The sequence below is a fragment of the Moorena sp. SIO3E8 genome (genome assembly GCF_010692445.1).
Classification (GTDB): Bacteria; Cyanobacteriota; Cyanobacteriia; order Cyanobacteriales; family Coleofasciculaceae; genus Moorena; species Moorena bouillonii.
This window is the reverse complement of sequence record NZ_JAAHHM010000172.1, coordinates 1-11,445: the sequence shown is the minus strand read 5'-3', so window position 1 is coordinate 11,445 and position 11,445 is coordinate 1. Positions and strand designations below refer to the sequence as shown.

Annotated in this window: 16 protein-coding genes; 6 read left to right on the top strand and 10 right to left on the bottom strand. The window is 43.3% G+C overall.

All coding sequences use genetic code 11. From position 1 onward, the window contains the following. Nucleotides 1–162 precede the first annotated feature (162 nt). Nucleotides 163–729 carry a DUF4255 domain-containing protein gene (locus F6K46_RS34690; protein ID WP_293066831.1) on the bottom strand — a complete coding sequence of 189 codons (567 nt, stop codon included), beginning with the start codon at nucleotides 727–729 and terminating at the stop codon, nucleotides 163–165. A 191-nt stretch (nucleotides 730–920) separates the two neighbouring features. Further along, nucleotides 921–3,128: an ATP-binding protein gene (locus tag F6K46_RS34685; RefSeq protein ID WP_293066828.1), complete on the bottom strand. Its 2,208-nt coding sequence runs from the start codon at nucleotides 3,126–3,128 to the stop codon at nucleotides 921–923. Nucleotides 3,129–3,359: 231 nt separating this feature from the next. Here F6K46_RS34685 and F6K46_RS34680 point away from each other — a divergent pair, with 231 nt between their 5' ends. Next, complete coding sequence (locus tag F6K46_RS34680) at nucleotides 3,360–3,545, top strand: hypothetical protein (RefSeq protein ID WP_293066825.1); 186 nt, start codon at nucleotides 3,360–3,362, stop codon at nucleotides 3,543–3,545. A 263-nt stretch (nucleotides 3,546–3,808) separates the two neighbouring features. On the opposite strand, the gene F6K46_RS34675 is transcribed toward F6K46_RS34680, so the two are convergent. Together F6K46_RS34675 and F6K46_RS34670 are read right to left on the bottom strand one after the other, a co-directional pair. Continuing rightward, nucleotides 3,809–4,033, bottom strand: a complete 225-nt coding sequence (locus F6K46_RS34675; RefSeq protein ID WP_229415424.1) for a hypothetical protein — start codon at nucleotides 4,031–4,033, stop codon at nucleotides 3,809–3,811. A 33-nt stretch (nucleotides 4,034–4,066) separates the two neighbouring features. Next, nucleotides 4,067–4,237: a hypothetical protein gene (locus F6K46_RS34670; protein ID WP_293066821.1), complete on the bottom strand. Its 171-nt coding sequence runs from the start codon at nucleotides 4,235–4,237 to the stop codon at nucleotides 4,067–4,069. Nucleotides 4,238–4,389: 152 nt separating this feature from the next. Between F6K46_RS34670 and F6K46_RS34665 the strand changes: the two genes are divergently transcribed. Together F6K46_RS34665 and F6K46_RS34660 are read left to right on the top strand one after the other, a co-directional pair. Continuing rightward, on the top strand, nucleotides 4,390–5,157 hold the full coding sequence (locus F6K46_RS34665) for a Uma2 family endonuclease (protein WP_293066836.1): 768 nt from the start codon (nucleotides 4,390–4,392) through the stop codon (nucleotides 5,155–5,157). Between the two features lie 58 nt (nucleotides 5,158–5,215). Next, a complete protein-coding gene (locus F6K46_RS34660) occupies nucleotides 5,216–5,362 on the top strand; it encodes a hypothetical protein (RefSeq protein WP_293109680.1) in 147 nt (48 codons plus the stop codon). A gap of 21 nt (nucleotides 5,363–5,383) precedes the next feature. Here F6K46_RS34660 and F6K46_RS34655 read toward each other — a convergent pair whose 3' ends face one another. After that, on the bottom strand, nucleotides 5,384–5,947 hold the full coding sequence (locus tag F6K46_RS34655; RefSeq protein ID WP_293066833.1) for a Uma2 family endonuclease: 564 nt from the start codon (nucleotides 5,945–5,947) through the stop codon (nucleotides 5,384–5,386). A 160-nt stretch (nucleotides 5,948–6,107) separates the two neighbouring features. On the opposite strand from F6K46_RS34655, the gene F6K46_RS34650 reads away from it, so the two are divergent. Next, the gene (locus F6K46_RS34650; protein WP_293066818.1) at nucleotides 6,108–6,272 is read left to right on the top strand and encodes a hypothetical protein; all 165 of its coding nucleotides are present in this window, start codon (nucleotides 6,108–6,110) and stop codon (nucleotides 6,270–6,272) included. Between the two features lie 21 nt (nucleotides 6,273–6,293). On the opposite strand, the gene F6K46_RS34645 is transcribed toward F6K46_RS34650, so the two are convergent. Then, nucleotides 6,294–6,722, bottom strand: coding sequence for a hypothetical protein (locus tag F6K46_RS34645; RefSeq protein WP_293066815.1), 429 nt, complete (start codon nucleotides 6,720–6,722; stop codon nucleotides 6,294–6,296). 14 nt (nucleotides 6,723–6,736) lie between these two features. Beyond that, entirely contained in the window at nucleotides 6,737–7,072 is a 336-nt protein-coding gene (locus F6K46_RS34640) for a hypothetical protein (RefSeq protein WP_293066813.1), read from the bottom strand. Nucleotides 7,073–7,092: 20 nt separating this feature from the next. Between F6K46_RS34640 and F6K46_RS34635 the strand changes: the two genes are divergently transcribed. Beyond that, complete coding sequence (locus tag F6K46_RS34635) at nucleotides 7,093–7,281, top strand: hypothetical protein (RefSeq protein ID WP_214607773.1); 189 nt, start codon at nucleotides 7,093–7,095, stop codon at nucleotides 7,279–7,281. A gap of 859 nt (nucleotides 7,282–8,140) precedes the next feature. Here F6K46_RS34635 and F6K46_RS34630 read toward each other — a convergent pair. The 3 genes from F6K46_RS34630 to F6K46_RS34620 form a co-directional block, all read right to left on the bottom strand. Next, the gene (locus tag F6K46_RS34630) at nucleotides 8,141–8,542 is read right to left on the bottom strand and encodes a hypothetical protein (protein ID WP_075902285.1); all 402 of its coding nucleotides are present in this window, start codon (nucleotides 8,540–8,542) and stop codon (nucleotides 8,141–8,143) included. A 235-nt stretch (nucleotides 8,543–8,777) separates the two neighbouring features. Continuing rightward, nucleotides 8,778–9,014 (bottom strand): hypothetical protein, encoded by a 237-nt coding sequence (locus tag F6K46_RS34625; RefSeq protein ID WP_075902287.1) that lies wholly within the window; start codon nucleotides 9,012–9,014, stop codon nucleotides 8,778–8,780. Nucleotides 9,015–9,199: 185 nt separating this feature from the next. Then, nucleotides 9,200–11,029, bottom strand: a complete 1,830-nt coding sequence (locus F6K46_RS34620) for a DUF4157 domain-containing protein (protein WP_293066804.1) — start codon at nucleotides 11,027–11,029, stop codon at nucleotides 9,200–9,202. A 43-nt stretch (nucleotides 11,030–11,072) separates the two neighbouring features. Between F6K46_RS34620 and F6K46_RS34615 the strand changes: the two genes are divergently transcribed. Next, complete coding sequence (locus F6K46_RS34615; RefSeq protein ID WP_293117851.1) at nucleotides 11,073–11,228, top strand: hypothetical protein; 156 nt, start codon at nucleotides 11,073–11,075, stop codon at nucleotides 11,226–11,228. Nucleotides 11,229–11,445: the final 217 nt, after the last annotated feature.

Here is an 11,445-nt window from a genome sequence, read left to right as displayed (position 1 = left end):
GAAAAAGCTCTCCACTCTATCCTCCCTCAGCTTGTTGTCTGCATACTATTAACTGATATCCTCCGATTGCAACCTCTGCTCCTTGCACAGGGAATTGATATCAACATTTCTTGGTGCAAGATGTGAGTAATGGTAAATAGTCAACCAATTTCCAATCCGCAATTACCCAATCCTGATATCTGTTACCAAGGTTCCTGCCTCAACCGGATCATCGACTTCCACAGCCATAGTAAGGGTGTAGTTCAATGCTGGTCTGGGCTTTCCTCCCATTGCTTGCCAGAATTCACCCAAACTCTGTAGGTTGCTCTGACTCAGACTAACTGTCCTGATCGGAGGTTCCATCCCCCTGAGGCTTCCCTGTAATACAGCCGCTGGAATTATACGATGACGCAGTAGCACTTTCATTACCTCCCCCAGCCATTGGTGCTCTTCTTGCTCTGGTCTTTGACCATTACCTGTAAGAGCGGACCAAGCGGTGATTAGGTAAGAGCAATCCACTCGCACTGGATTACGCCTTTTGGTTGCCCTACCGTTACTGCGTTCTGTTGACCAGTTGGTGTTGCGTAACTCCACATTCTCACGCACATCGTAAAGAAAGAGATTAATCGCTGGCTTGACACTAAACTCCTTGTCAGGTGTGGCAAAGCTAATCGTAACTGACGAGATTAGCTCAGGAGGGAGTTCGCCCTTGAGCAATTCCTCCAACGTTCTATCCAGGTCATGAATCATCGCATTTCCTCACTCTTAGCCCAGGTCGCCAAATCATCGGCAAACTGGCTGAGGTCAATCGGCAATTTTAGTTGCCAAGTACCCACTTTAGTCTGCAAACTGTCTCTTAAATCTTCTCCGTAACAACAATACACACAACTTAAACGTGCTTAGTGAATTGTTTGCACAGTTATTTGAGTTATTACGAATCATCACATTAGGCCAGCATACTGACCAAAATCACCCTCTATTAACACTTTTCCCATCTTCTGATACTCTCGCCGGACTGCACGCAGCAGGTGATTCATCTTGACAATTCCACCATCATCTGCTGCTATAAAAGCAGCAGCTAGAGCAATATTACGAATATTGCCCCCAGTAATCTCGCAGTGACGGGCGATAAAATCTAAATCCAGTTCCTCCGAGCGAGGTACAGGACTAGGCCAGATTTGCTCCCAGATCCGGCGGCGGTCTTTGAGATTAGGAAAAGGAAACTCAATAATAAAACGTAATCGCCGGACAAAGGCATCGTCCATATTAGTGCGGAGGTTGGTGGTCAAAATCGCCACTCCTTCGTACTCCTCCATCTTTTGCAGGAGATAGCCAACCTCAATATTGGCGTAGCGGTCATGGGCACTGCTGATTTCAGAGCGCTTGCCAAACAGGGAATCTGCTTCATCAAACAGGAGAATGGCGTTAGCATTGGCAGCAGCTGTAAAGATGCGATTGAGGTTTTTTTCTGTCTCCCCGATATACTTACTGACCACTTGGGACAGGTCAATCTTATAGAGGTCAAGCTCTAATTCGTGGGCAATAATTTCCGCTGCCATGGTTTTACCAGTCCCTGGTGGGCCAGAAAACATCACATTCAGTCCTCTGCCCAGGGAAAGCTTGCTCTGGAAGTCCCACTCTTCCCACACCAGCTGTCGATATTTGGCTTGATTACAAATTTCCCGCAACTGAGCCTTTTGATTAACTGGCAGGACAATATCATCCCAGCTGTACTTAGGCTGAATCTGACGTGCCAATGAACCTAGTTGATGACCAGATTGGGCACGGGCTGCTGCAAATAGTTCCGACAAGGTGGGTTTTTCAAGGCAGTGTGGGAGGTTGGGAGTGTGGGGAGTGGGGGGAGTGTTTTGGGCAATTCGCCAACGGGCTCGATTACAGGCATCGATCACGGCATCAGTAATTTGCTCGGAATTGAGGCGGAAGCGATCGCATAAAGCATCTAGCTCTGGTCTGTCTAGGGAAATACCAGCTGCGGTTAGTTGATTCTGCCAACACCAGCGACGAACAGTAAACTCAGGGATGGGAAAAGGAACAGTAACCATTCCCATTGCTATAGTTTTCTCTGGCCTCCAGGGTTTTTCACCAGCGAGGATAGTAATTCCTTGATGGTCTGCTATGATTCTTAGCAGAGATAGATATTGACTGGAATTCTCGGAACTTTGTATAGTTTGTTGTAGAGTTTCTAGTCCTTCTAGGTAAACTAAAGCTTTCTGAAACCAGGCTTGACGGTAAGCTAGTTTCAGGGTTAGCTCCAAGTCAGCTTTGGCTTCTACAACCCGAGTTAAATTTACGGTTAGCAACGGTGCTTCCACAGCCCTGGCAATAGCTTGGGCGGCACGGTGTTTAACACTAGTATCTGCACCCTCAAAATACAGTGCCAGGGGTTTGCTTGCTTGCCAATCTTCGACAACTATTGTTAATAAAGCCTGCTTTACTTCCTGATGTAACGGTAGTTCTTCCAGGGAAATAGTCGGCTCAAGTAAGGTCGAGAAGGGTTTCAGTCGCTGATCTAATCCTTTTTCTCCCAACAGCAGAGCCAGGACTAGCCCATCCAGTTTAAGATTGTGAGCGAGCAGAGTAGGCTGGAGCTGATTAGGGTCCGAGACCAGGTGTAGTAGACTATGACCTAGGAGAGGAGCTTCTGGGGTAAAGTGACTACGCCGCGCCAGTTTCGCTTCCCCAGTTGGACAGAGCAGATTCAGGACGAGATCCACAGTGGGTCGTTTACACCGGATATCGTCTTGGAGATAGGTGTAGATTCGTTCATAGCGCCGGTCTAGTTCCGGGGCGAGAGCGATCGCAATAATATCGACATCGAAAGCAGAGAGGGCAAAGGTTTCTTGGAGCCATGCTAGAGATGAGCCTGCCAGGATAGCATCAGAGGGTAACTCCTGTTCGGTTTCTGTATCTACCTGCAATACTGGTGTTCCTGGTGGCCGAGTCAGCAACTGTTCCACTTCTTCCTGGTCAACTTGCATCCCCCGATAGGGATTAGTTGCAGCCATGGAACCATAGGTAACTTGGGCAGCGGCTAAAGCTCGTTCTAGCAGTCCGTCTAAGCGCTGTAACAGCAGAAAGAGTTGCTGAAATTGGGGGTTGGGAGGGAATACCTGGGTTTGGTTAATCATGGATTATAGCAAGGGAACAGCGGAGCAGGGAGCTAGTAGGGTAGGGTGGGCAAATTATCAAAGTTTGGCAATTTGATAGCGTGATCTAGTCCATTTGCCCACCAGAAAAGAGCGATTGGCCGTAGGCCACGCTACGCGATCGCACTGGCTCAGCTATTGCTTTAATCTGCTAGTAGGGTAGGGTGGGCAAATTATGAAAGTTTGGCAATTTGATAGCGTGATCTAGTCCATTTGCCCACCAGAAAAGAGCGATTGGCCGTAGGCCACGCTACGCGATCGCACTCGCTTGGTGTCTTGGGTAAAGCTTACGCTATTATTCTCCCCAAGCACTTAAAAATTCTACTAGATTTTTCATTTCTTCTGCTGATGAGCGTGGCAATTATCCTTAAAATTCGCCGCATTTACTCACCAATTTAATAGTTTTGAAACCCTAAAATAATCCCTGAATGTTATTGTCTTTTTTCGATAAAATTAGTATTAATTATATAAAAGTATCGGGCATTAAAGCTATAAATAAAACGCGCTTTGGTCATAGGCCCATTGTAATTGTTCTTCATCGCTACGGGACAACATTTGAGCTTCCCCTGTCGAGACAACATTCACGTTGCGAAGACGCAAGGCCGTTATCAGATAGCACACCATGGTATCTTCATCTAAATAAAGGCGAATCTGTGTCATGTTTAGGCTAAGGTTGCCTGATAATGTTGTTTGGCCAGTTCTTCATAGGCGGTTTGTTCGGCTGCGATATCTTCGTCTATTTCCTGACGGTTAGCATGATAATAAGTTAATGCGGCATAAACTTGAGTGATTGTTAGGTGATTTAATCGTCTGGCTATTTCATAGCGCGTTGTTACCTTGATTATATAGGCCAGCAATTCGGCGCACAGAGGTTCGAGTTCCTGCAATGACTGGACGATTACTATTGGGATCAGTTGTGATTAGTTTGCCAATGTCGATAAGGGTTGCCAAGGGTTTTCGACCATAGATTTAGGGGGTTTTTCCCTTATTTTAAAATATAGGGCGATCGCGTAGCGTGGCCAAAGGCCAATCGCATTCGGTAGGGTAGGGTGGGCAAATTTTGATAGTTTGGCAATTAGATCAGTTATCATATCCATTTGCCCACCCTACAAGAGCGTACGCAGTACTCCCTGTTCCCTGTTCCCGACTCCCGACTCCCGACTCCCGACTCCCGACTCCCGACTCCCTATTCCCTATTCCCTATTCCCTATTCCCTATTCCCTATTCCCTACTCCCTTTGCATATGTATCAACAAAGCGATCCGCCCCGACCCCCGAAAGAAATCCTACCGACAATGTATGATCTACCTAGCGAAGAAAAGGAGGATTCAGGATTGCCAGATCAATACCATATTTGGCAAGCAGACTTACTGGAAAAAACGTTTTTCCCCCCCAATTATCCTAGAAACCAAATTCTCGTTGCTAGCGATCTTAATATCTACTACAATCTGAAACATCCTACTTGGTATAAACGTCCCGATTGGTTTGCTGTCTTGGGAGTGGATCGTTTGTACGAACAAAGAGAATCCCGGTTGAGTTACGTGATCTGGCAGGAAGGAGTAGCTCCTTTTATTGCCATCGAATTACTTTCTCCTAGTACACAGAAAGAAGACTTAGGGGAAGTTAGGCCACAAGCCAACCAACCCCCAACTAAATGGGAAGTCTACGAACGGATGCTACGGATTCCCTATTACGTGGTCTTCAATGGTAATAGCAATAAACTGCGCTTGTTTGAATTAGTGCGCAACAGCTATCGGGAAGTGATTCTCAACGGTGACAAATTCTGGCTTCCAGAAATAGATTTAGGTTTAGGATTGTGGTCAGGATACTATCAAGAGTTAAACCGACTTTGGTTGCGTTGGTACGATGCAGCCGAAAATTGGATTCCTACACCGGTTGAGAAAGAAAGACAGCTAGTTGAACAAGAACGTCAACGAGCTGAACGAGAACATCAACGAGCTGAACGTCTAGCAGCTCAATTGCGAGCAATGGGTGTTGAGCCAGAAGATTGAAATTTTAGGTAGGGTAGGGTGGGCAAATAATGAGAGTTTGGCAATTAGATCAAATATCATGTTCATTTGCCCACCCTACAAGAGCGATCGCACTAACATCAAAAACTCTTCGGAGCTCTTTCCTACTGTTTCCAGATCCGCTGTTCCCAGATCCGCTGTTCCCTGTTCCCTTTTAGCATCAATCCTATGTTCACAACTAAAATAAAAATGCTATAGGACTCCATAGTTACAGTAATAACCAGGCAAATAAATCCTTAACTGTAAGATTTAGATCACTCACAAAAGATGGTACAGGAAGTAACATATCGGGTTGATCGAATACCTCAATTTCTTGTTTAGAATGGTAAACAAACACAGTTTTTTCCTCTGGGTCAATCAACCAACCGATCTGGGTTCCATGCTTGAGGCAATGAAGAATATTTTTGGTTACTTTTGTGTGACTTTGGTCTGGAGATAAGATTTCAATAGTCCAATCTGGAGTCAGGTTAAATACATTGGCAATTTCTCCATTATCATCACAGGGAATTCGGTTCCAAAGAAATACTGAAATGTCAGGTATTATTGAGCGACCCCCAAAGGTACAACGTAATTCAGGAAAAGCGCAAGCAATTTTTTTAGGTTTTACCAAACTATTGATTGCGGGTATTAGTTCTCCTTGAAGACGACTATGTTTTCCTTGAGGCATGGGCTTGGGAATAATTTTTCCATCAAGGTACTCACTAGCAGGCTTTGTTTCCGGTAGTTTCAGAAACTCCTCCAATGTCAGTATTTTAGGTTGTGATTGTACCATTTCAGGGTTGTCTCCAATTGTGCCAGTAGGGGTTTGGTGGGCAAATTTTGGGAATTTGATCATTTCATCAGCTCTGATGCTAATTTGCTCACCCTACAAGATCAGGCGATCGCACTAAAAGAAGTAGGGTAGGGTGGGCAAATAATGAGAGTTTGGCAATTTGATCAAATATCATGTCCATTTGCCCACCCTACAAAATCTACCAAATCAGGCGATCGCACTCAACGGCGTTCTCCTCGACTTCACTACCTTTATTGTGTCATATCATCGGTTTGTTGGGTTTTGTTGTCTCAACCCAACCTACACTATTCGCGTACCCACTTAAGCGCGGACATTCACCGGTGCGTTACACTTCATTAACGCACTCTACAAGAGCTTTGATATCCCTGATATATTCGATTATTAATAAACGTAAATAGTTCAGGGTTTCGACATAGTGTTTCATTTTCGGATAATCAAAGTCTTGTGAAAAATACCATTCAGTAAATTTAGGAATTTCTACTAGTTTTATTTTCTGTAATTCATTACTAATTTCTTGGGCATTTTCAAAGGAATTATCATTAATAACTTGAAAGGCGTATCCTCTAATAGTATCGGTTAATATTTCAATAATCCCTAATATACTAACGTCTTGATTTTCTTCCCATCGGGAAATTTTTGCTCTTTCTCCCTGAGTAGCTTGATAGTCAATGAGCAATTGATTTAAGATTTGCTCAATATATCCTTTGGCTGTTATGGTATTATCAGCTTTGTTGGAAATATCTAAGTTTGGCATGATTTTTTTTAAGTTTAGCCGTAAGAAATAATTTTGTTGTCTCTTTCTATAAGAAATTCAGTTCCTTTATTCCATCTCAATGCCCCATTCGGTAATTGGGTTTTTCGTGACCCTTTTTTGTTAAAATTAGCAGCTTTTTTGAGATACTTTAAATAATTCCCTTTAAAACCGTGTCTGTCTGCATGATCTACAATACTATTGGCTAGGGTTGGATAGGTGGCTTTGTCCCAGGTTTGGATCAGAGTTTCGATTTCTGCAATCTCCTGCTCGGTGTATCCTGCAAATAATATCTGTTGATAGGGATCGCTTCTGTCAAGTTGATGGGGCTGATCAGGGTTATTGGGATTCATTTAAGCATAAATCGACTGTTTTGGCATTTAATCAACTTAACGATCATTTTACCAATGGGTTCGGTTGTCCGTTACACGGACGTTTTCGCACTCTACAAGTCCGGCGATACTCCCGCAGGGAGTGGCTGCCGCCAACCCACGACAAGATCGTGATCACACTACGTTCAGTAGACCGAAAACTTTTCTCCCAAAGGGTGATCGCACTTTGAGCGACTACCGCAAACCTTCCGGATAGTCAGGTAGGGTTAGGGTGGGCAAATTTTGAGAATTTGATCATGTCATCAGCTCTGATGCTAATTTGCCCACCCTACAAGATCACGCGATCGGTCTTGCTTGTCACCTCTTCAGCAGGTTAAGATTTTTTTGACTTGCTTTACAATTTTAACCGATAAATCAATTAACAACAGGGTAGACGGTAGTGGATTTGCTCACCTCAGGGGTAGGGTGGGCAAATTATTATAGTTTGGTAATTTAATTAAGAATCATGTCTATTTGCCCACCTTACAAGAACTCCCTGCTCCCTTCAAACAAGAAGCTTGTAGGTCACAACATTGATAAGTGATATCTTAAAGTGTTAGGCATTAGATAAAGATTTAGCTAGCAGGGGGACAACGAAGCTTGTAACATAGACAGGGCTTGTTCCCTAGCCCGCTTACCTTTTTTATAATGCTTGACCCAACGGCGGTTAATTTGCAAAAATTCCTCTCTCTTAGTGCGCATTCCCTAGGTCGGGAAACCCGACCGGGGTCGCACCGCTACAATTTTTTCGGGTATTTGCCCTAAGTACAGCCAATGATACTGATGTTGACCAACATAAAAAGCAGACGGTGCGCTTTCCAATGGCCGGGGAACCCGGCCTTGGGTCGCACCGCTATGTCGGCGACCATATTTCGATTTTGTTTCTGGTCGTACAACATATTTCTGTATTCCCATTTTCTTGATTTCTCGTCCTTGAAGGATTGCACTAGTATAGGCAATTGCGATCACAATAATTAACTTGCTTAGAGATTATGCTCCCAGCTTGGAGCCTTCTAGACTGTAACCACCTGATTGAAAATATCGAAACATTTATTCAATCGCAAATCGCTTTTTGTAAGACACAATAGCGGTATTTAAATCCTCAAAGTTAGTCAGTATATACCACGGTTCTTTTGTCTTCACTCCTCGGTAATTTCGTTTCCATTTACAAGCTACATTAAACGTTCCAAATCCGTTGTTTTTCGTTACCTGAAGGTCATTGAGAAACAATTTCATCCCCGGCTTTAAACCATAGTCCCGCAACTCTTGATAAACCTCATTTTCTGGCAAAACTTTGGTGTCACATTTTTGCCGTAAACAAAAGTATACCTTGCGTTCAGCCAGCCAGTGACCTAGTTTGGTAGAGCAAAATTCTCGGTCTCCCAGCACCACGACATCATAGGCTGATAGTAACTCCATACTTTTGCTCAATACTGCTTTTTGTTCGGACAAATTACTATTTCCTTGTCTTGATGCAGTCGCTCATGGGGGAAACCCCCAAGACCGCGCTGCATCGCTTTTTATCTAATAATGTCCAGTAAATTGGCCAGGCTCGATGATCATAGACAACACTCACCATCAAGATATTAATCAGACTCCAAGAGACGAAACCTTGAAGAGTGGAGCCTTTCTAGTCGGCAGGTTATGCAGAAAAATTTTAAATCTTTTGTAATAAGGCTCCACTCTTCTACGGTAACTTCAAACTCGTTCTATCGATGACCAGATAAATCCTATCCTTAGGATTAAACATCTCCTCTAAAAGAGCGGTAACACAGGGAAACCAGATAGTTTCAATAGTAAAGTTTTTAAGTCTCAAAAATCGCCTGACTTTCCGACGACGGCTCTCTAATAAAATAGGTAACGGCAGGGATTCGGCTAAGACTTCTAACTTAACCTCTTTGAGTAATTGTAAACTAATTACCATCAAGTCTAGTAATAGATATGCTGTGTGATGCAGCTGATTTGGGATAATTTTTTGGTATAGCGCACGCTATCATTTTGTTTAGATAGGTCAGGGCTATTACTTTTGACCTATCTTTTTTTATCTCTTTCTGCTGTATCGCTCACTACATAAGACTTTCATGCCTCGTTGTCCCCCTGTTAGAAGATTTAGTTAAGTATTTTATCATCAAGCCATTGCTCTATAGCTTTATAATTATTCTGTTTAACTCTGTATTCTTTATTTAAATTGTTCTTATAAAATTCAACCTGTTCTTTGTAATTGCGACTGTTGTATTTGTCAATTATAAGGGTATAATCATCCTTATTAATATCAGTATTTAAGCGTATCATTAATCCAGTTTCTTCTAGCCATGATTGCCGAGTACGCTGGTTTAATCTAAAAATAGCCTTATTAGGCTTTCCACCTTCTTTGATGTCTCTATTAAAATTATCTATGATGTCTTCTACCTTTTCTTGATATTTTTTAAAGATATTTTCTTGTTGTTCTAGCCACTCCTGTTCTGCTAATTTCTTAAAGTCTTCACTCTCTTTTGCTGCTTTAATTGCAGCTTCTACTTCATCATCACTCAAGGATTTGGTACTGCTGGGATCGTCAAAATTTATACTAGGATAAATAGATTCAGCGACATAGGGGATGTTGGCATGTCCAGTCCAATTTCCTTTCTTATCAAGGATGTGCCCGGCACTCTTCTGTGCTGTAATATCTACCAATGCATAATTTCCTGTACTGAGTTTTATGGCAACGTCAGGTCTAGTTCCTTTGAGAAGAGTAGTATTTTGAGTTTCAAATTCAGAACCCAAGGCTTTTATTCCTACATTTGCTTTTCCTTCAATCACGTAACCGGCTGCCGTCGAGGGATGAATAACTTTCTTTCCGTCCTCATATTCTTGCTTGCGCCTAAAATAAATTAGTTTCTGGGCTTCTGATGCACCATCATAATTACCTTTTATAAATTCATCAAACGCTTTTTCTACTTCATTATCTACTTTCTCAGCTTTTTCTTTTCCTTCCTTTTCTTCAGGAGTGTAAGCTGATTCTGCTTTAGGATGTTGAGGCTTAAAAGTAATAATTTTTCGTTGTATTACACCCTGATTAAAGTCTTGGCTTTCTGTTTGTCGCTGTACTGTACTACCAATTTGCTGTACCACATGGGTTAACTCATGGGCAATCAATTCTTGCCCTCCTCGACTCCCAGGATTATATTCCCCCTGCCGAAAGAAAATATCTTTACCTGTAGTAAAAGCACGAGCCTGAATAGATTGATTCAACTGGTTAGATTGGGCATCAGCGTGAACCCTGACTCCACTAAAATCTGCTCCAAACGACTGTTCCATTGGTTTCCGGATACTTTCGGCGATGGGCATCCCCGACCCCTTTGCCTGTTGGATTGAGCTTTCCAACTCTGGGGTAGCTGCCATCCCACCTTCTACAGATTGAAGCTGCACCATTGGCTTCCTCATCAGTTCATCTTGCTGACCTTGAGCTTGAATCGACTCTGGTTGAGTGCTGTGACTAGTCACTGGTGTGTTGATCCGATCCACTACTTCCGATGCTACTCGGTCAGCTTCAAGCTCATACTTGTCCCCAGCTTCACCAATAGTCAGCTTCGCCTGTACTGGATTCCCCTGCTGCCAATGGCCCATTAACTCATGGGAAAGTCCCCGAAACCTTGGCATTCGCTGGATTGACTGCCCACTAACAGGGGAGACAGTACTCAGTAGAGGATCTTGGGTTCGATGAACTTGTCGAGATAAGTCTTGCTGGGATTTAATTAGATTACCCAGTGCTCGGTTGCCGATTATCCCTTGCAGTTCCTCGATTGGGTGGTATGTTGGCTTCCTACTTCCCGATACTATTGACTGATCTCGAGCTTGTGTCTGTCTGGTTTGGCTTTGTCGTAGATTACCCATGAGCTTGACTAAATCTTTAACAGTCACATCATCATGATATAGCCGAATGGCACTGGGGGTGTTCACCCCAAGACCGCGCTACATCCCTACCAATGTGGCATAGCTTCCTTTGTTAACCCAAGCAACAACAGAGCAGATCGCATTCAGTAGGGTAGGGTGGGCAAATTATGATATTTTGGCAATTTCATCAGGAATCATGTCCATTTGCCCACCCTACAAGAGCTACAAGATCCGCGATCGCACTGCTCAACCTGGGCTGAGTTAGATCGCTAAAATCCAATTGCTTAGCAAATCAGTACTAAGGCTTGGGTGAAAAGGCTTATTTCAAATTATGTTTTACTTTTTTAATAAGTTTGTAAGCATTCAGGTGATGGGGTTGACAAAAAGGGAAGGATGAGTAGTAGTGTAGAACCATGGAAATCAAACCGCCAGCTATCCCAAATAGCTTTGAAGCTCTGGAACTGCTGCCCCAATCAGTTCTG

Coding starts and splice junctions, on each gene's coding strand:
- F6K46_RS34640 (WP_293066813.1), bottom strand. CDS start 7,072: ATGAATCCCAATAACCCTGATCAGCCCCATCAACTTGACAGAAGCGAT.
- F6K46_RS34625 (WP_075902287.1), bottom strand. CDS start 9,014: ATGGTAATTAGTTTACAATTACTCAAAGAGGTTAAGTTAGAAGTCTTA.
- F6K46_RS34655 (WP_293066833.1), bottom strand. CDS start 5,947: ATGGTACAATCACAACCTAAAATACTGACATTGGAGGAGTTTCTGAAA.
- F6K46_RS34645 (WP_293066815.1), bottom strand. CDS start 6,722: ATGCCAAACTTAGATATTTCCAACAAAGCTGATAATACCATAACAGCC.
- F6K46_RS34685 (WP_293066828.1), bottom strand. CDS start 3,128: ATGATTAACCAAACCCAGGTATTCCCTCCCAACCCCCAATTTCAGCAA.
- F6K46_RS34660 (WP_293109680.1), top strand. CDS start 5,216: ATGTTCATTTGCCCACCCTACAAGAGCGATCGCACTAACATCAAAAAC.
- F6K46_RS34665 (WP_293066836.1), top strand. CDS start 4,390: ATGTATCAACAAAGCGATCCGCCCCGACCCCCGAAAGAAATCCTACCG.
- F6K46_RS34690 (WP_293066831.1), bottom strand. CDS start 729: ATGATTCATGACCTGGATAGAACGTTGGAGGAATTGCTCAAGGGCGAA.
- F6K46_RS34670 (WP_293066821.1), bottom strand. CDS start 4,237: ATGATAACTGATCTAATTGCCAAACTATCAAAATTTGCCCACCCTACC.